The following is a 19,517-nucleotide window of genomic DNA, read 5'->3' on the forward strand; positions in this document are numbered from 1 at the left end:
TGCTAACAGCGAAATGGTGAAGGAAATGCTCGAAAAAGCCGCACCCTGTCTGACTGATAAGGGAACGATGCTGCATTCCGACCAAGGTGTGCTGTACCGTACGGCGGGGTATAGGGAATTGCTTGCGGAGCATTCCATGGTCCAAAGTATGTCGCGTAAGGCGAACTGTTGGGATAACGCGCCGATGGAGAGTTTCTTTGCGGTGTTGAAGACGGAGTGTTTCTATAACGCAGGAGAATTGACGGTGGACGAATTGATGAAGCAGATAGATGACTATATGGATTACTACAACCGGGAGCGTTGCAGTTTGAAATTGAAAAAGCTGAGTCCTGTCGCATACAGAACCCAGCTTGCACAGAGCGCCTGAAAAGGCTTTTATGAGTGTCCAAGATTTGGGGGGCAGTTCAAACGGATTTCAGACGACCTTTTGACAAACAGGGAATGCGGATTATGCGTTGCCTTCTTGTTGTTGCTGGTACATGGCTTCGAAGTTGATCGGAGCGAGCAGTACGGGCGGGAAGCCGGCGCGGGTTACGCTGGTGGAAATGGCTTCGCGGGCGTAAGGGAAGAGGATGTTCGGGCAGGCTACGCCTAAGAGCAGTTGAACGTCTTCTTCAGGGATGTTTTCCAGACGGAAGATGCCGCTTTGGGTTACTTCGTTGAGGAACATGGTACGCTCGGCGTTGAGTTTGGCGGTTACGGTTACGGTTACGTCAACGTTGTAGTAGCCTTCTTCCAGCTTCTCGCTGTTGGTGGAAACGCGCATATCGACTTCAGGCTCGCCTTGTTCTAAGAAGATTTGGGGGGCGTTGGGCACCTCCAAAGACAGGTCTTTGACGAACAGGCGTTCGATGCTGAATACGGGTTGCAATTCTTCGCTCATTTTGTTTTCCTAGTTGGGTTTAAAGTTACGGGTTTAATAAAGAATCCAGCCTGCCTTCGCGGTGCAGGCCGTACAAATCGGTGAAACCGCCGACGTGGGTATCGCCGATGAAAATTTGCGGTATGCTGCGCTGCCCTGAAAGCTGCTGCATTTCGGCAAAGGCTTCGGGGCTGCGGTCGACGCGGATTTCGTTGATTTCGGCGACGCCCAGCGAATGCAGCAGCTTTTTAGCCATGGTGCAGTAGGGGCAAAACGCGCCTGTGTACATCGTAACGGTTTGCATGATTGTTTTTTAAAGTTCTAACGGGGTTCACTATATGGGCATATGGTTTATTTTACAATACTTGAAATCGGCTATTTTGCCTGAATCTTTGTTTTTAGGGCGTAAGGGCTGCCTGCCGCCCATGTGCCAAAACGCCGTTTTTAAAGTATGATAAACGGCAATCCGAACCGCTTTTGCCATTTATAGTGGATTAACAAAAATCAGGACAATGCGACGACGCCGCAGACAGTACAGATAGTACGGAACCGATTCACTTGGTGCTTCAGCACCTTAGAGAATCGTTCTCTTTAAGCTAAGGCGAGGCAACGCCGTATTGGTTTAAAGTTAATCCACTATATTTTCCACAAAACCGACGGCAAGCGGATGGTAGATTAAATTTGAGTCAGAACAGCAACACAATCAGCCGATCATTTTTCAGGTTTGGGCAAAGCAAAACCGGACTGGTTCAAATTTAATCTACTATATTTCTTATTAAAAATCAGGAACTAAAACAATGCTTTCAGGAATCCCTATCCCGAAGGACGCTATCCGTCCGCCCGAAACCGTGCTCGTCAACATTACGCCTCAGGAAACGCGCGTGGCGGTGTTGGAAGAAAACAATATCTGCGAGCTGCACATCGAACGCAACAGCGGTCATAGCTTGGTCGGCAATATTTATCTGGGCGTGGTACGCCGCGTCTTGCCGGGAATGCAGAGCGCGTTCATCGACATCGGTTTGGAACGCGCCGCGTTTTTGCACATCGTCGATGTTCTCGAACAACGCCGCAATCCCGAAGAAACGCAGCGCATTGAGCATATGTTGTTCGAAGGGCAGTCGGTTTTGGTACAGGTCATCAAAGACCCGATCAACACCAAAGGCGCGCGCCTTTCCACTCAAATTTCGCTGGCTGGGCGTTTCCTCGTCCACCTTCCGCAAGAAGACCACATCGGAATTTCCCAGCGCATCGAAGACGATGCCGAGCGCAACAGTCTGCGCGAACGCTTGACCAACCTGCTGCCCGAAGACGCGTGCCACGGTTATATTATCCGCACCAACGCCGAAAACGCCACCGACGAGCAGCTTCAGTCCGACATCCACTACCTGACCAAAGTGTGGGAACACATTCAAGAACAAGCAAAAATCCAGCCGCCGGAAACCCTGCTTTATCAGGATTTGCCTTTGAGCCTGCGCGTGTTGCGCGATATGTTCAGCCTCGACACGCAAAAAATCCTGGTCGATTCAACCGAAAACCACCGCCGCATGACCCGCTTCGCCGAGCAATACGTCCACGGCGCATTGGGCAGGATAGAGCTGTTCAAAGGCGAACGCCCGTTGTTTGAAACCCACAACGTCGAGCAGGAAATCAGCCGCGCCCTGCAACCGCGCGTCAACCTCAACTTCGGCAGCTACCTGATTATCGAGTCCACCGAAGCCATGACCACGATAGACGTAAATACCGGCGGCTTCGTCGGCGCGCGCAACTTCGACGAAACCATCTTCCGCACCAACCTCGAAGCCTGCCACACCATCGCCCGCGAATTAAGGCTGCGCAACCTCGGCGGCATCATCATCATCGACTTCATCGACATGGCGCAGGAAGCACACCGCGAAGCCGTGTTGCAAGAGCTTGCCAAAGCCCTCGCCTTCGACCGTACCCGCGTTACCCTCAACGGTTTCACCAGCTTGGGTTTGGTCGAGCTGACGCGCAAACGTTCGCGCGAAAACCTCAGCCAAATCCTCTGCGAACCCTGCCCGTCCTGCCAAGGCAGGGGTCGTCTGAAAACGCCGCAGACCATCTGTTACGAAATCCAGCGCGAAATCGTCCGCGAAGCCCGCCGTTACGACGTGCAGTCCTTCCGCATCCTCGCCGCGCCCAACGTCATCGACCTCTTCCTCGACGAAGAGTCGCAATCGCTGGCGATGCTCATCGACTTTATCGGCAAACCGATTTCGCTGGCAGTCGAAACCGCTTACACGCAAGAACAATACGATATTGTGTTGCTGTAAAGACAAAAGGTCGTCTGAAAACGGAATCGGGGTTTTTCAGACGACCTTTTGGCAAGATTGGCAAACCATTCAAGTGCAGTATTCCTTTAGAAAAAAATGTCCAACATATAGTGGATTAACTTTAAACCAGTACGGCGTTGCCTCACCTTAACTCAAAGAGAACGATTCTCTAAGGTGCTCAAGCACCAAGTGAATCGGTTCCGTACTGTCTGTACTGTCTGCGGCTTCGTCGCCTTGTCCTGATTTAAATTTAATCCACTATACTAAGTAGAACTCACTCCCAAGGAACCCGATAAAGTACGGAAAAACAACAAAAAGGTCGTCTGAAAACCCGATTCCGTTTTCAGACGACCTCCCGCTAAACCCTTCCTAATTTTCCCCTGCTATCCTCCCGTTAATTAAGGAGAACACCATGCGCGTATTGCTTGCAGAAGACGACAACATGATTGCCCAAGCCGTAGCCGCCAACCTCAAAGACAGCGGCTATGCCGTCGATTGGGTCAAAAACGGCAGCCAAGTTTCTACCGCCCTTCAGGCGCAGAACTACGACTTGCTGCTGCTCGACCTCGGACTGCCCGGCAAAGACGGGTTGGACGTTCTCACCCAAATCCGACACGAAGGCAGCAAAACCCCCGTCCTCATCGTAACCGCCCGCGACGACCTCCACAGCCGCCTCAACGGACTGGACGGCGGCGCAGACGACTACATCGTCAAACCCTTCGACATGGCGGAGCTGCAAGCCCGTATGCGCGCCGTCCTGCGCCGCCACGGCGGCCACAGCCAAACCCTGCTGACCAACGGCGCACTTACCCTCAACCCCGCCACCTACCAAGTCGAAGTCAAAGGACAAGACAAACCCGTCCCATTGAGCAACAAAGAATTTGCCGTCCTCCAAGCCCTGATGATGCGTCCCGGCATCATCCTTTCCCGCAGCGACCTTGAAGACAAAATCTACGGCTGGGGAGAAGAAGTCGAAAGCAACGCCGTCGATTTCCTCATCCACGCCTTACGGAAAAAGCTCGGCAAAGAACACATCCAAAACGTACGCGGCGTAGGCTGGCTGGTCGCAAAAGAGGTCGTCTGAACCTCAAACCGCGTATCCATACCCGCCTATGCCATCATTAATAACAAAACCTAAAACATGCTCGCCAACACACCCAACACACTATGCATCACTTTATCCAGACCCTCAAACAATCCCTGCAAGTCCGTATCAGCATCGCCCTGATACTGATGTTCCTGCCTTTGTCCATCATCGCAGGCGCGTTCTCCTATTACCAAACCTACCATGAAGCCGAAGAGCTTCAGGACGACCTGTTGCGCCAAACCGCCGCCTACATCAACCCCAAAACCACCGACTACACACAAATAGGCAGCGAAAACCACATCCTCATCCAAACCTTCGGGCGAGAAGACACCGTCCCACTGCCAAACACACTGGGCGAAGGATTCCACACCATCCAAGGCGGTATTGATTATGACGATGATGATGATGACGACGAATACCGCGCCTATATCCGCCAAACCCCGCAAGGCAAAATCGCCGTACTCCAAGAAACCGAATACCGCGACGACCTCGCAGCCACCGCCGCCTACCAAAGCGTCCTGCCGCTGCTCATCGCCCTGCCGCTCATGATTATACTGACCGTATGGATTACTTACCGCGCCATGCGTCCCGTTAAGACGCTTTCCGCCTCCCTCGGGCAACGCCGTTCAGACGACCTCTCGCCGCTGGATGGAGAAGGTGTGCCCAGCGAAATACAAGGCTTCGTTACCGCCATCAACCAACTGCTGCAACGAACAGGCGAAAACATCCGCCGCCAGCAACGCTTCATCGCCGATGCCGCCCACGAACTGCGCAGCCCCCTGACCGCCCTCTCCCTTCAGGCAGAACGGCTCACCAAGCTGCCCCAATCGGACGAAGCCCGCGAACAGACCGGACTCATCCTCCAAAGCATACAGCGCAACCGCCACTTGCTCGAGCAGCTCCTGACCCACGCCCGCGCCCAAGGCTCCGAAACCCAACGCAACCTGACCGACATCAGCCTGCAAGCCCAGTTCCGCCGCGTGCTGCAAGAACTCATGCCCCTTGCCCTTAACAAACAGCAAGACATCGGCGTCGCCGTTGAAAACGACCTGCGCATCCGAGCCGACGACACCGAAATCTACACCCTCATCAAAACCTTCACCGACAACGCCATCCGCTACACCCCCGCAGGCGGCCGCATCGACATAGGTTTCAGCGAGACCCCGACCACCCTCACCATCTGGGTGGAAGACGACGGCCCCGGTATCCCCGCCGCCGAACGCAGCCGCGTAACCGACGCCTTCTACCGAATACTCGGCACGGAACAGCAAGGCACCGGACTCGGACTCTCCATCGCCGACGCCATCGCCAAACGCTACGGCGGCAAACTCATCCTCGCCGACAGCCGCAACTTCGCCCACGGCCTGCTGATACAGGCGGAACTCAACAAGCAACTGCTAGAAGCAGACTAAGCAAACAAGAAGGTCGTCTGAAATCCGTTTTCAGACGACCTTCTTTATTTTCCAAGCCAAATCAAGGCATCAACATGCCGCCGTTGACGTGCAGCGTTTGACCGGTGATGTATTTCGCTTGGTCGGAAGCGAGGAACAATACCGCATCGGCGATGTCCTGCGCTTCGCCGAATTTGCCCAGCGAAGTTTGCGCTTCGAAGGTTTTGCGGGTTTCTTCGGGCAGCGCGCGGGTCATGTCGGTGTCGATAAAGCCCGGGGCGACGCAGTTGACGGTAATGCCGCGGCTGCCGACTTCGCGCGCCATGGATTTGGAGAAACCGATCAAGCCTGCTTTTGCCGCGGCATAGTTGGTCTGACCGGCATTGCCCATCACCCCGACGACGGACGTGATGTTGATGATGCGGCCGGCGCGTTGCTTCATCATGCCGCGCAAGACGGCTTTAGAGGCGCGGAACACGGATTTGAGGTTGACCTGCATGATGTCGTCCCACTCTTCTTCTTTCATACGCATCAAGAGGTTGTCGCGGGTGATGCCGGCGTTGTTAACCAGAATATCCAGCTTGCCGAACGCTTTTTCGATGTCGGCAATCAGGTTTTCGATGGTTTCGGGTTCGGCGGAATTCAATGCACGGCCTTCGCCGCCCCATTGCGCCAGACGCTCGCTAATCGCCGCCGCGCCGCTTTCGCTGGTCGCCGTACCGATGACTTTGGCACCTGCCGCCGCCAACGTGTCGGCAATCGCCGCGCCAATACCGCGCGATGCGCCTGTTACCAATGCGATTTTGCCGCTTAAATCTTGTGTGCTCATGTTTACTTCCTTATTTGGGAATGGAGTCTGTTGATTTCAGACGACCTTATAGCATAAATAGTGTGATGAATCTAATTTTTGAGGTCGTCTGAAACAAAATAAAAAGCCTCCTTATTGTCATTCCCGCGCAGGCGGGAATGACAGTACGGGCATTGCCTATTTTATCTGCTATATCGGCAAATTTCAGACGACCTTTCCGTTTATTCGGGCAGGGTTATTTTTTGATGGGGCGGTATGTCCAGAATATAGCGCAACCAGTTGCCGAAGCTGTATTTTTGGTAGATTTCGGGTGGCAGCTCGCAGTAGGGTTTGGCGACAAATTCTGCCAAACCGTCCAAACTTTTACCGTCCCAAACAAAGATGTTGTCGGGGTGGTAGAAATCGTATTTTTTGATTTCGGCGTTGGTGGTAATCAGTTTTTTGCGGTAGCCGAGGGCTTCGAAGGAGCGGAACGAGAGGCCGTTGTGAACGGGTGTTTTGAAATCTATTAGGATTTTTGCCTGCTTGGCGGCTTTGAGGTTGTCGGCGAAACTTCTGATGCCGATGAAGACTTTGATGTTTTCCGTAGGATAAAAACGGCGGAGGTTTTTTACATTGGTATTCAAACAGCCGATATTGAAGTCGAGCTTCCAGCCCAGCGTTTCGGCCGCTTTGCCGAACGCGGAAATAATCGGGGCGCGTTCGGGTATATGCCAGCCGATGAAATAGAAATCGTTGGGCGGGTTTTCAGGCAGGTTGACGTCGTGGTCGAAATAGAAGTTGGTGGTCGGCAGGAAGGGATGTTTCGGATTTCGCATATCGGCGGGATCAAAAACGTAAATACGGTCAAACCGGTCGGCGCAATCCCAAATGGCGGGGAAACGGTCGATGCCGTCCCATTGGTAGTTGACCATATTGCCGGGACGGGTATGGCGTTTAATCATATCCAGAAACTCAGGCGAGTAGATGTCGCCGCGAATAAACAGGGCATAATCCGCCTTGCCGTGCGCTGCCAGTTTGTTTTCGACGTCTCGGATCAATTGGGCAGATTTAAAGTCTTTTTTGGCGTTTTTGTCCCGCAGCACCAGTTGTCTGAATTTGACTTTCAGACGACTGGAAAGGGAAGGATAGCGGAAATTCAGGTTGTCCATGACGACGCTGACGACGTTGAAGCCGTGATGATCTAGGGCGGCTTCGATGACGCGGTAGATTTGGTTGTCCGCGGGCATCCCAAGGATAATCTTTTTTTGTTCGGTCGGCATGGTATCTGTTTATGCTTCGTCTGATATGTCGAGGATTCGGCGGACCCAGTTGCCGAAGGCGTATTTGTTTTTTATTGCTTCGGGAACAGGATGGTAAGGTCGTCTGAAAAAGTCTTCCAATCCATCAAGGCTTTCCCCGTCCCAAATGAAGATGTTGTCGGGATGATAGAAATCGCATTCCGTTACTGCCTGATTGCTGGTAATCAGTTTTTTGTCGAAACACAGGGCGTCGAATACGCGGAAAGACAAGCCGTAATTTTCAAATTGGACAAAATCGACGACTGCCAGGCAGTTTTTGACCTTTTGCAGGTTTTGCTCGAAGCTCAGGATGCTTTGTCTATTTAAATAGATAATGCCGTCGTTACCGAAAATTTTGCTTGCACGGTCGTCTTTGCAGTAGATATGAAAATCCAAAGGCAATCCCAGCTTGCGTGCTTCATCGAGAAAAACGGAGGTTTGATGTTCCCTGCCTGCTTCGTAGCCGCCTAAAAAATAAAGGCCTTCCGTTTTTCCGTTTCCCTCAATGGGAAAATCGAAATAGAAATTGGTGGTCGCTTTAAAACGGTGTTGGGGGTATTTCTCCACATCGTTTTTATTGAACACCCAGCAGCGGTCAAAATAGGGCAGATATTCGATGATGTCGGGGAAACGGTCGATACCGTCCCATTGGTAGTTGACGCATACTTTGCTATGCTCACGAACAGCAGAAATGATTTTTTTGGGATAAATATTGGCGCGGATGCAAAGGGCGTAGTCTGCTTTGTTTCCTTCCAACGTAGCCAATTTTTCTACTATCTGCCCCTGGTAGCGGGAATATTTCAGTTTCTTCTTATAATCACCGTCTTTTTTGATATGTTTATGGTACATACCGAGAATACGGGAACCTATGTGCGGATAGTATGAATCCCTGTCATCGTAACAGAGATTGATAACATTAAAGCCGTGGAAGCGCAGATTTTTTTCTATGCACTTATCCAACCCGTACATATATGGGGCGACCAGTATGATGGTTTTGTTCATGATTAAGATGTGATGCGGTTAATCAGGAGAGATTTTGCTTTCAGACGACCTTTAGGCAAAAAGGTCGTCTGAAGACACATTTCATATCCCTTAATATAAAAAAGAAATATGAGTTTGTGGAAATTTATTTTTTGAGTATTTTTTTTAGAAATTGCTCTACACAATACAAAGGACTTAAGATTAACCAAGCTGGAGAAAAAACGATCTTAAGTAATTCAGCTCGTGCCAAGCTTTCAGTCTCCGGAATAATGTTTTTCTTTTTAGGACGCCTCCTGAAAAGCCAATTGATTTTTTTACCCAAGCGGAGAATTTTCCAAGTGTAGGAATGATAAATCTTTAACAAGTAGACTTTTGCAGAAGCATGACCGCCTACATCGTTGGAAGAAGGATTGGAAATCGAAGCAGTATCAATTTCTTTAATCCACCATCCGAATTGTTCCGTTTTTAGTTGGTATAGTTGTCTGTCTGCCTCTGCCCATTCTTGTCTTTTTTGTACCGCTTCTGTATGGGTTAATGTTCCATGCGATAGGACTGTATTAGTGCCATCTGACCGAATGCAATATTCGGCACTATAATTCGGGATATGTAATGGTTCATATTTAAATGCCAAGCGTAGTAGAAAATCATAATCTTCATTCTTACATAGAGTCTCATTAATGAAACCTATATCTTTAGCTCGCTCCCTATCTACAACAAAGGCATGGATAGGGATAAAATTTCCCCTAATATGATCATGAAATGAATAGTCCCCTCTCCTAAAAGGATAGGAACGGGATACTAACTGACCATCTTTATTAAAGTCTGCTCTGACAATTTCACAATATACCCATGAAAACTTACTTTTTTGTAAAGCCTGAACCATTTGTTGATAATGATGCGGATAAACTTTGTCATCATCATCCAAAAAGGCAAGATAGCGTCCGGAAGCATATTTCATGCCCATATTCAGACTTTTGGCACGCGCATCAGTATCGGAAGTGTGGTGCAGGAAACTTATTTTAGGAAAATGTTTTTTCCATTTCGCAATAAGCACATCAATTTTTTCAACAGATTCCGAATCTGTTTTGCATTGCGCAACGACAATAGGCTCTAAATCTTGGTATTGCTGACCCGACAAAATGAAAAGACATTTATCTAAAAAATGCTCCCTTCCCGGCATAGTACGGATGACGATAGAAACGGTCTGGTTCATGGCTTAACCCCACATTGGTTGTGCAAAATAAAGGCCATTATTAAAATTCGGATTAGCCTTCAATACTTCTGTTACGGAATGCTGAGACAGGTGCTCCAGCTGCTCCAATAGATCGTTTTTTTTCATATCCACATGTTGAAGCCACATTTGCATTGCTGTTTCTTGGAATTTTTCAGAACGCCATTTATAAGCAAGAAAAGTTGCAGCACGCCAAATTTCAGATTCTCTCGATTGTCTGTCCATTGCATAATGGAAGAAAAAGGCATCGGCACAGGTGTAGCACTGATAACCTGCGGCTTTGACGCGCCATGATAAATCTACATCTTCACAATACAGGAAAAAGTCATCATCAAAACCGTTTATCTGACGATAAATAGCGTTCGGTATAAGCACACACGCACCGGAACACCAATCAGTCAAACCTGTTTTAGGGTTGAAAGTTTTGGGATGCATAATTGGTTCTTGTATTGCTTCTACGATACCGTGCCAATCATTTTTTTGACTGAAAGACACTAATTTTTCGAGACCTTCGTCATGTAAAAATCCATCCGGATTCATGCAAAGATATGCCGTAGATTGGTTTGAAATCTCAGAAAAAATTTGATTATGCCCTGCACCAAACCCAATATTCTCCCCATGATAAACTTTAATCTCCCAACCTTTTCCTTCGGCTAAAGATTTAATTTGCTCAACTAATTTTTTATTTCCCTGATTACGGATGATAACTTCTATGCTCTCAAAGCCGTATGTTTGGCTGAAAATACTTTCCAAACATCTTTCTATCTCGGACATTGGATTATTGTAAGTTAATATACCTATGCTTATGAAAGGTTTCATTTTTATCCCTTTTGGTTGGTTTAAATACAATTCACATAAAAGCAGAAGATACTTAAAGTAAGTTTTGCTTTAAGGTCATCTGAAAACGAGTAAAGCAGGTTCCGTTAAGATTAATTCACTGCCTGCTTCGGCATATTGCGCAGCATGGCATAGTAGCCGTTTTGAGCCATCAATTCATCGTGGGAACCTTGCTCAACGATATGACCGTCGTCCATGACAATAATGCGGTCGGCTTGCTCGACGGTGGTCAGGCGGTGGGCGACGATGATGCTGGTGCGGTTTTCCATCAAGCGTTCGAGGGCTTGTTGGACGAGGCGTTCGGATTCGTTATCCAGTGCGCTAGTGGCTTCGTCTAAAAGCAGGATGGGAGCGTCTTTCAAAATGGCGCGGGCAATGGCGACACGTTGACGCTGACCGCCGGAGAGTTGATTGCCGTTTGCACCTATCTGTTGGTTCAAGCCATGTGGCGAGCTTTCAACCAAATCTTGCAAGTTCGCGGCTTTGAGGGCTGCCAATACTTCTTCTTCAGTGGCATCGGGACGGCTGTAACGGACGTTTTCCAAAAGCGTGCCTTCAAACAAAAAGACATCTTGGGAAACAAGGGCGAATTGGGAGCGCAGGTTGTCGAGTTTGATATCTTCGATATTTACATCATCCAAATAAACCGCTCCGGAGCTTGGTTCGACAAAACGCGGAAGCAGGTTGACGGCAGTAGATTTACCGCTGCCTGAGCGACCGACCAAAGCTACGCGTTCGCCTTGGCGAATGTCAAGATTGAAGCCGTCCAAGGCTTTTTTACCGTCTGCGTGGTAGCGGACATCGACGTTATCAAATTTCAGACGACCTTCGACATTGGTCAGGATTTTTGTACCGTTATCTTTTTCAGGCTCGGTATCGAGGAATTGGCAAACGGCATCAGAAGCAATAAACATGGTCTGCATGGGGATGCTGATGTTCGCCAAGTTTTTAATCGGACTGAGCATTTGCAGCATGGCAACGATAAACGCCATAAATTCGCCGATGGTGGTATGTCCTTGTTGGCTCTGCCAAAGGGCGATAAAGATGACAATAGCCAAAGCAAACGACGCAATCAGTTCGCTGAATGGAGAACGGGCGGCAGTGGCTTGGGTGATTTTTTTACCGAGACGGACGATGGTGTCATTGACAGCAGTGAAGCGTTCGGCAGCCTGACGTTGGCCGCCGAAGAGTTTGACTACACGATGTCCTTGATGGACTTCATTGACGACATTGTTCATGGTACCGATACTGAGTTGTGCTCCCGCAATAATGTCTTTCAGACGATTACGGTAATAACGGGACAACAAAGACAGCAGCGGGAACATCAGGGCAACAACCAAGCTAAGCTGCCAGTTCAAATAAAGCAGGACGCAGACCAAACCGATGACAATCATGGTATCGCGGGTTAAAACGATAAAGACATTGCTGGCGTTGCTGATGGATTGTTCCGCCATTTGCACCATGTTCATCAAAACCGTGCCAGACGGGGTTTCCTGATGAAATTTGGAAGAGAGTTGCAGCATCTTGGCAAACATATCGCGGCGCAGATGACTGATTGCCATAACGGAAACCCAAGTCAAGAGATATGTGCTGACATAGCGGCTGATGCCTCGAATAATGACCAAAAAGATAAAAAATATCGGCACAACCCAGACTTTGTTAGGCGTACCCCAAATCAGGTAGGTAAATTGGTCTTTCCAGTTTTGCAGCGTGGCGATGATGCCGCCTGCGGTATTGAGTTCGGGCGGTGCAGAAGGCGGGGCGAAGCCTTGGTTGACCAGCGGGGCGATGAAGGCGGCAAGATAGCTTTCGGTGGCGGCAACGCCGAAGATAGCAATTAAAGCAAAGATGATGCGTGTTTTATAAGGGCGGATATAAGCCATCAAGCGCATGAAGCTGCGCGAATCTTCTTGGGTAAACAGGCCGAAGGTCAGTTTTTCTATCATTGGCTCGGTGTTCCGGGGTAATGTAGATCGAACGTTTTGTCAATCTGTCGGATTGGTAAAGCTTATGATTATATCGCAACGAAGTTACCGATGCGACGAAATTGCTGTTTTTAAATAAATAATGATTTTTATTTCTGTAATTTCTTTTTAGACAACCTTAAATGTTCAAAATAAATGGATAGTGAACTGAAATGAAAAACATCTTCCTGCTGCTATTCCCTTCCCTATCCGAACACAACCGACAGACATTAAAAAACGACCCTTCATTAAGAAAGGTCGTCTGAAACATACAAGGCGGCAAGTTTAATGCGCTTCGATAAAGGCAGCGACTTGTTCGGAATGGGTCAAAGCGCTGCACACGGCTTCTTTGTTGATGCGCTTTGCCAAACCTGCCAACACTTTGCCCGGTCCGCATTCGGCGGATTCGGTAATGCCTTCCGTAACAAGCGCGTTGACGGTTTCCGTCCAACGTACAGGGCTGTAAAGCTGGCGGACAAGTGCGTCTTTGATTTTCTCTGCGTCGTCGTAAGCGGCAACATCGGCATTATGGATGACGCGGATTTGCGGTTGTTTGATTTCAACGGTTTTGAGTGCTTCGGCAAGTTTCTCTGCGGCAGGTTTCATCAGGCTGCAATGCGAAGGAACGGATACAGGCAGCGGCAGCGCGCGCTTGGCTCCTGCTTCCTTAGCAGCGTTCATCGCGCGCTCGACGGCGGTGGCATTGCCCGCAATCACGACTTGTCCGGGCGAATTGAAATTGACGGCTTCGACCACTTCGCCTTGCGCGGCTTCTGCGCAAATGGTTTTTACCTGTTCATCTTCCAAGCCGAGAATCGCCGCCATCGCGCCTACGCCCTGCGGCACGGCGGACTGCATCAGTTCGGCACGCAGGCGGACGAGTTTGACTGCATCTGCAAAATCCAATGCACCGGCGGCGACAAGTGCGGTGTATTCACCCAGGCTGTGGCCGGCAACGACAGCAGGCGTTTTGCCGCCCGCTTCAAGATAGGCACGGTAAACGGCAACGCCGGCGGCCAGCATGATAGGCTGCGTATTCACGGTTTGCCCGATGAGGTCCGCATCCGTGCCGTTAATCATCGCCCACAAATCCTGACCCAAGACGGCAGAAGCTTCATCGAAGGTGTTTTTTACGACCGATTGTCCTGCGAAGCCGTCCATCATGTTGAGGCTTTGCGAACCCTGACCGGGGAAGAAAAATGCAAAAGACATGATATTCCTTTGTTTCAGTTTAGTTTTTCAGAAAATTCGTCAGAGGATTGTCGGCGTAATGTATCAGCAGGGCATAGGTAATAGCAACATTTATTGCCACTGTCAGCCAGAAAATCTGAACAAAAGGAACTTTCTTGGTTTTGTGGCGGAACGCGGCGCGCGCAACCAATGCGCCGGGCCAACCGCCCAGCAGGCTGAATGCGTGCAGCTTGTTTTCAGGGATGCGGTTTTGGTATTCGTTTTTACGTCTGATCTTGCGCGCGGACTCAATCGCCGTCTGCTTGTCCTGTTGATAGAGAATGAAGGCGGCAATACTGATAAGGACGTAAATGAAAAACAGCTTATTGGAAAGCGCGGCGACAACGGTCAGGAAAACGACGGCAATGACGCTGTTGATAAGGAGTGCCTGCATATCGATGTTGAGCCTGTTGTAGTCGGGTGGCAATTCGTCAAACAGGAATGCTTCATCGCCCAACCGGACAACCTTGATCGCTTGTTGGCGGTTGCCTTCTATCGGGCGGTTGCAGTAGAAACTGACGCGCTGACCTGTTTGCGGACGGCTGGTATTGTAATGGTACGCGCTGATGTGGAAGAAAATATTTTGGGATTCGTCGCCGAAACGGATAAAGCCGTAGCCTTTGGCATCGTCCCATGTGGTAATCGTACCGCTCATGACCTGATTGGGCGGCAGCAGATTCTTTTGGGCGGATTTCGGAGCGGGATAACGGGTTTCGGCAACCAACGGCTGTTCGATTTTGGCTTGAACTTTCGGGCCGTGCTCCGGACGGAAAAAGTGTATGGTTTGAACATTTTCTTTTTTCGCGGCCGCAGCGTGTATCGATTCAGGCTCTGGCTCGGACTCAGGCGTACTGCGGATAACTGCATCGACCAGCAGCCATTGTCCGTTGGGATGACGGCGGAGCGTGCCTTCAAGACGGTCGCCCGCCCGAGGCGTACAGGTTTGGTCGGCAAGAAACTGTCCCAGCACAAACACCGGCTGCCCTTCATTTGAAACATCCATTCCATAACCACCATTCTTCGACCAATCCCAGTCGGTCAGCGTAATGACCGCGCTGTCATTGTTTTGATAACCCGGATTGACGCGCTCGACATCCCTTGCGACGGCGCGGTTGTTTTCCGTTTCAATTTGAAAGCTGACGCGGTGTCCGGTTTCAGGTTCTTGATAATCGGGGTGGAGGGATTGGCGGTTGGCAAAGATGCGTTGCGAAGACTCGTCGCAAATGATGGAGCCGCGGCTCATTTCCCCGAACCAATGGGCGATTGTCCCGTGATGTTTATTATGGTTCATTTTATTTTTATATTAGGAAAAAATGTATTGGATAATCATTTTTCCAATTATACCGATTTATCATAACCCATGTACATTTTAATCATAATAAATAAAAAGGTCGTCTGAAACGGTGTCGGTTTGAAGCAACTGCACGTTTTCAGACGACCTTTTAGGCTTGAGACAAAGGCAAAACAATTTACCCCACTCTGCATATTATCTGTTTATATAGTGGATTAAATTTAAACCGGTACGGCGTTGCCTCGCCTTGTCCTGATTTTTGTTAATCCACTATAATTTTGAATCCTCACATATCAAAAAGGTCGTCTGAAACCGCTCCGGCGCAGTTTCAGACGACCTTTTAAGTTTTAAACAGACAAAAAAATCAGTATTTCACCAACACCGCGCCCCACGCGAAGCCGCCGCCTATGCCTTCGAGCAGCAGGTTTTGTCCGCGCTTGATTTGACCGTTTTGGATACCGACGTCGAGCGCGAGCGGGATGGACGCGGCGGATGTGTTGCCGTGTTCCTGTACGGTCAGGATGACTTTTTCCATACTCAATCCCAAGTGTTTTGCGGTGGCGTCGATGATGCGTTTGTTGGCTTGGTGCGGCACGAGCCAGTCGATTTGATCGGCGGTATAACCTGCCTCGCTGATGACTTCGTCGGCGATTTTTGCGAGCATTTTGACCGCAAATTTAAACACGCCCGGCCCGTCCATTTTGACGTAAGGCGAACCGCAAACTTGCCCGTTGGCGATTTGACCGGGTACATTGAGCAGGTCGAGGTAGTTGCCGTCGGCTTTGAGTTTGCTGTGGATGATGCCCGCTTCGTCGGACGCGCCCAATACTACCGCGCCTGCGCCGTCGCCAAACAAAACGCAGGTCGTGCGGTCGTTCCAATCCAAGATGCGGCTGAACGTTTCCGCGCCGATGACCAAAGCCTTTTTCGCCATGCCGCTTTTGATGTAGGCGTTGGCGGTGGACAGGGCGTACATAAAGCCCGCGCAGACCGCCTGCACGTCAAATGCAGGACAGCCGTTTTCTATGCCGAGTTTTTGTTGAACGATGGTCGCGGTGGATGGGAACTGCATATCGGGGGTGGCGGTTGCTACGATAATCAAATCAATTTCATCGGCAGCGACACCCGCAGAAACGAGCGCTCGGCGCGATGCTTCGGCAGCGAGATCGCTGGTTTTTTCGGCTTCATCTGCAATATGGCGGAACTTGATGCCGGTACGGGTCGTAATCCACTCGTCGGATGTATCGACTTTTTTCGCCAAATCGTCGTTGCTGACACGGTTGGCGGGAAGATAGCTGCCGGTACCTAAAATTTTGGCGTATTGCATGTGAAGGCCTTTGAGCGTTGATTCGGATAATCGGCTATTGTAAGCGAAAACGGATGAATTGCCCAACGCCGCGAAGTCGTAAAACAGGTAAAGCGGGCAATGGCTTGAAAAACAAATATAAACATATGATTTCAATAAAACTTACTTTTCAAACCATCTAAAAATTTACGTTTCCATATCCCGTTTTCAGACGACCTCGATTACACAAAATCCCCCCAAAGCGTCTGCATCGCCGCAATCGCCGCCAGCGAAGCGGTTTCCGTCCGCAAAACCCGCTTGCCCAGCGTTACCGACTGGAATCCCGCCTCAAACGCCAACCGCTCCTCCTCGTCCGTCCAGCCACCTTCCGGCCCCACCATAAAAATCAGGTCGTCTGAAAACGGCTTGACGGCACGCAAACTCTGGGCGCGGTTCAAACTCATCAACAGCTTGGTCGTTTCAGACGACATCTGTTTCAAAGCCTCGCGGTAAGGCAGCAGCGGTCGCACTTCCGGCACAATATTCCTGCCGCTTTGTTCGCAGGCGGATACCACAATTTCCTGCCAGCGCGCCACCCGTTTGTCCGCCCGCTCGCCGCTCAGGCGCACGACACAGCGTTCGCTGATTACCGGCTGAATCGCCACCACGCCCAGCTCCACGCTTTTCTGCAAAGTAAAATCCATACGTTCGCCACTCGATACCGACTGCACCAAGGTGATTTTCAGCGGCGATTCGTTGTCCGTCTCCTCCTCGCGCAACACTTCCGCACAGGCACGGCGTTTTTCCAAAACATCCAAACGCGCGGGATACGCCTTGCCGTTGCCGTTAAACAAAACGACCTCTTCCCCGCAGCGCACGCGCAAAACATTTAAATGACGCACAACATTATCAGGCAGTTCAACGACTTGCCCCGCATATAAAGCATCAGGCAGATAAAATCTGGACATGGTTCTTCAAGTGAAAACGGATATAATAACGCGATTATACGATTTCGCACCCCAACCGCAAAAACAAGGACAAAAAGTGTTACACCGATTGCAAAAAGTCGTCCGGCACATCGCGCAAACCGAAGTCATGCCGCGCTTCCTGAATACCCCGTCGCACCGCAAAGAAGACGGCTCCATGCTCAGCGAAGCCGACCTTGCCGCCCAAACCGCCTTCGCCGCCGCCCTGCCCTTGTTGATCGACAGCCCCATGCTCGGCGAAGAAATGAGCGTGCAAGAACAAACCACCCTTTGGAAACTGCACGCGCATACCGACGGGCTGTGGGTCGTCGACCCCATAGACGGAACCAACAACTTCGTCAACGGACTGCCCCATTTCGCCGTTTCCGTCGCCTTCGTCAAAAACGGCCGCGCCGAACTCGGCATCATCTACAACCCCGTCAGCGGCGAATGTTTCTACGCTGAACGCGGCAAAGGCGCATACCTCAACGGCACACAACTCCCCCTGCGCACCGTCGACAAAAAACTCAGCGAAGCCATCGCAGGCGTTGAAATCAAATACCTGCGCTCCGGCAAACTCACCAGCCGCATGAGCACGCTCGCCCCCTTCGGCACCATCCGCAGCATGGGCAGTAGCACGCTCGACTGGTGCTACCTCGCCAGCGGACGCTACGACGTGTACGTCCACGGCGGGCAAAAACTGTGGGACTACGCCGCCGGCGCGTTGATTTTCGAAGAAGCAGGCGGCAACCTGTCCACTTTGGAAGGCGACGACTTCTGGAGCGGCGAACACGTCTTCAAACGCTCCGTCATCGCCGCCCTGCAACCCGCCCTGTTCGAACGTTGGGAAAAATGGATACGGGAAAACCAATAAACAGGGCATTACCCGTCTATCCGTACATTCGGTACATTCAAATCAAGAGTACCCTTCCCGTCATCCCCGCTTTACATCTTATAGTGGATTAAATTTAAATCAGGACAAGGAGACGAAGCCGCAGGCAGTACAGTATAGTGGATTAAAATTGCAATGATACGGCGTTGCCAACGCCCTTATGTACTACCCGTACACGGCGGGCGTTGCCGCCTTGTATCATTTTTATTTTAATCCACTATAAATATTCGACAAAACGAAAAGGCTGAGGCCTTTGCAAAACCTCAGATTTAAATACAGTTCAAAGCCATAGAGCATCACAGAGAGCACGGATAATATTGAAATATTTTCAAGCGTTCGAGAAGCGCATGGCGAAGAAATGTGCCAAAGATGAGGATTTTGCAAAGGCCTCAGGCAGCCTGAAACTTTCAGGCTGCCTTTTTTGTGCCAACACCCCTATTTCTTAAGAACCTGCGCTGCCGGCCGCTGCAGATGGCGCTGCATATAGCTTGCAAACGGCTCAACGTTTGGCAACACTTGGGCGCGGAACATACCCCAAGCCAAGAGGGCGGTCAGGTATATATCGAGCGCGCTGAAATGTTGTCCCACGGCGTATTCGCGGCCGTCGGCCAGCAGGGTTTGCAGGGTATGCAGCGCGGTATCGAAATCGCCGTAGCCGAGGGAACGGCGCCATTCCTCGCTCTGCGGCACTTGACGCCAGCGGTCGAGAATGGCGTATTCGAGCTGAGAACCAAACGACAGCCAGCGGTAGTATTGCCCGCGCTCCGGCGTGCCAGCAGCCGGGATCAGCCGTTTTTCGGGGAAAAGTTCGGCCAGATAGGTGAGGATGGCGGGCAACTCGGTAATCACTTGCCCAGCATGTTTGATAGCGGGTACTTTGCCCATCGGGTTGATGGCTAAATAGTCCGCCTCTTTGAGCTGCGGGTAATCCAGCACCACGGTGTCGTAATCCGCGCCGCATTCGGCCAGCATCCAGCGTACATTGGTGCCGCGTGAAGGATTTGCAGTATAGAGGGTGATTTTGCTCATGATGTTTCCTTGTCCAATTGTGGGTGAGGTGTTTGCAGGCTGTCTGAAACCCAGTAAGGATACCTCATGGCTGTGTCAGTTTCTGTCAGCAGC

Annotated in this window: 18 protein-coding genes; 5 read left to right on the forward strand and 13 right to left on the reverse strand. The window is 50.4% G+C overall.

Annotated elements, in window-relative coordinates:
• Window positions 1-367 (forward strand): IS3 family transposase (locus tag NSCA4_RS0102385; protein WP_016686652.1); only part of this gene is annotated, 367 nt, incomplete at its 5' end.
• 81 nt (window positions 368-448) lie between these two features.
• On the opposite strand, the gene secB is transcribed toward NSCA4_RS0102385, so the two are convergent.
• Together secB and grxC are read right to left on the reverse strand one after the other, a co-directional pair.
• Window positions 449-883: a protein-export chaperone SecB gene (gene secB, locus NSCA4_RS0102390; RefSeq protein ID WP_003741126.1), complete on the reverse strand. Its 435-nt coding sequence runs from the start codon at window positions 881-883 to the stop codon at window positions 449-451.
• A 25-nt stretch (window positions 884-908) separates the two neighbouring features.
• Window positions 909-1,166 carry a glutaredoxin 3 gene (grxC, locus tag NSCA4_RS0102395; protein ID WP_003741129.1) on the reverse strand — a complete coding sequence of 86 codons (258 nt, stop codon included), beginning with the start codon at window positions 1,164-1,166 and terminating at the stop codon, window positions 909-911.
• 493 nt (window positions 1,167-1,659) lie between these two features.
• On the opposite strand from grxC, the gene rng reads away from it, so the two are divergent.
• From rng to NSCA4_RS0102410, 3 genes are all read left to right on the forward strand, one after another.
• Window positions 1,660-3,153 (forward strand): ribonuclease G, encoded by a 1,494-nt coding sequence (gene rng, locus NSCA4_RS0102400; RefSeq protein ID WP_016686653.1) that lies wholly within the window; start codon window positions 1,660-1,662, stop codon window positions 3,151-3,153.
• Window positions 3,154-3,565: 412 nt separating this feature from the next.
• On the forward strand, window positions 3,566-4,237 hold the full coding sequence (locus tag NSCA4_RS0102405) for a response regulator (RefSeq protein ID WP_016686654.1): 672 nt from the start codon (window positions 3,566-3,568) through the stop codon (window positions 4,235-4,237).
• Between the two features lie 83 nt (window positions 4,238-4,320).
• Window positions 4,321-5,652: an ATP-binding protein gene (locus tag NSCA4_RS0102410; RefSeq protein WP_016686655.1), complete on the forward strand. Its 1,332-nt coding sequence runs from the start codon at window positions 4,321-4,323 to the stop codon at window positions 5,650-5,652.
• 61 nt (window positions 5,653-5,713) lie between these two features.
• Here the strand turns inward: NSCA4_RS0102410 and fabG are convergent, their stop codons facing one another.
• The 10 genes from fabG to NSCA4_RS0102460 all read right to left on the reverse strand — a co-directional run bounded on the left by fabG (window position 5,714) and on the right by NSCA4_RS0102460 (window position 17,506).
• Window positions 5,714-6,460 carry a 3-oxoacyl-ACP reductase FabG gene (gene fabG / locus NSCA4_RS0102415; RefSeq protein WP_003776407.1) on the reverse strand — a complete coding sequence of 249 codons (747 nt, stop codon included), beginning with the start codon at window positions 6,458-6,460 and terminating at the stop codon, window positions 5,714-5,716.
• 200 nt (window positions 6,461-6,660) lie between these two features.
• Window positions 6,661-7,701, reverse strand: coding sequence for a WaaS/CpsH family glycosyltransferase (locus tag NSCA4_RS0102420; RefSeq protein WP_016686656.1), 1,041 nt, complete (start codon window positions 7,699-7,701; stop codon window positions 6,661-6,663).
• A 9-nt stretch (window positions 7,702-7,710) separates the two neighbouring features.
• Window positions 7,711-8,721 carry a WaaS/CpsH family glycosyltransferase gene (locus NSCA4_RS0102425; RefSeq protein ID WP_029609463.1) on the reverse strand — a complete coding sequence of 337 codons (1,011 nt, stop codon included), beginning with the start codon at window positions 8,719-8,721 and terminating at the stop codon, window positions 7,711-7,713.
• 124 nt (window positions 8,722-8,845) lie between these two features.
• Window positions 8,846-9,913, reverse strand: coding sequence for a glycosyltransferase family 2 protein (locus NSCA4_RS0102430; protein WP_016686658.1), 1,068 nt, complete (start codon window positions 9,911-9,913; stop codon window positions 8,846-8,848).
• A 3-nt stretch (window positions 9,914-9,916) separates the two neighbouring features.
• Window positions 9,917-10,750, reverse strand: coding sequence for a glycosyltransferase family 2 protein (locus NSCA4_RS0102435; RefSeq protein ID WP_016686659.1), 834 nt, complete (start codon window positions 10,748-10,750; stop codon window positions 9,917-9,919).
• A gap of 110 nt (window positions 10,751-10,860) precedes the next feature.
• Window positions 10,861-12,714 (reverse strand): lipid A export permease/ATP-binding protein MsbA, encoded by a 1,854-nt coding sequence (gene msbA, locus NSCA4_RS0102440; protein WP_016686660.1) that lies wholly within the window; start codon window positions 12,712-12,714, stop codon window positions 10,861-10,863.
• Between the two features lie 303 nt (window positions 12,715-13,017).
• Window positions 13,018-13,944, reverse strand: coding sequence for an ACP S-malonyltransferase (gene fabD / locus NSCA4_RS0102445; protein ID WP_016686661.1), 927 nt, complete (start codon window positions 13,942-13,944; stop codon window positions 13,018-13,020).
• 19 nt (window positions 13,945-13,963) lie between these two features.
• A complete protein-coding gene (locus tag NSCA4_RS0102450) occupies window positions 13,964-15,253 on the reverse strand; it encodes a DUF1294 domain-containing protein (RefSeq protein WP_029609464.1) in 1,290 nt (429 codons plus the stop codon).
• A gap of 364 nt (window positions 15,254-15,617) precedes the next feature.
• Window positions 15,618-16,580 carry a beta-ketoacyl-ACP synthase III gene (locus NSCA4_RS0102455; protein ID WP_016686663.1) on the reverse strand — a complete coding sequence of 321 codons (963 nt, stop codon included), beginning with the start codon at window positions 16,578-16,580 and terminating at the stop codon, window positions 15,618-15,620.
• 200 nt (window positions 16,581-16,780) lie between these two features.
• A complete protein-coding gene (locus tag NSCA4_RS0102460; protein ID WP_016686664.1) occupies window positions 16,781-17,506 on the reverse strand; it encodes a 16S rRNA (uracil(1498)-N(3))-methyltransferase in 726 nt (241 codons plus the stop codon).
• Between the two features lie 76 nt (window positions 17,507-17,582).
• Here NSCA4_RS0102460 and NSCA4_RS0102465 point away from each other — a divergent pair, with 76 nt between their 5' ends.
• A complete protein-coding gene (locus tag NSCA4_RS0102465; RefSeq protein ID WP_029609465.1) occupies window positions 17,583-18,377 on the forward strand; it encodes an inositol monophosphatase family protein in 795 nt (264 codons plus the stop codon).
• Between the two features lie 453 nt (window positions 18,378-18,830).
• Here the strand turns inward: NSCA4_RS0102465 and NSCA4_RS0102470 are convergent, their stop codons facing one another.
• Window positions 18,831-19,424: a glutathione S-transferase family protein gene (locus tag NSCA4_RS0102470; RefSeq protein WP_016686666.1), complete on the reverse strand. Its 594-nt coding sequence runs from the start codon at window positions 19,422-19,424 to the stop codon at window positions 18,831-18,833.
• Window positions 19,425-19,517: the final 93 nt, after the last annotated feature.

The organism is Neisseria sicca 4320 (assembly GCF_000193735.1).
Lineage (GTDB): Bacteria > Pseudomonadota > Gammaproteobacteria > Burkholderiales > Neisseriaceae > Neisseria > Neisseria sicca_E.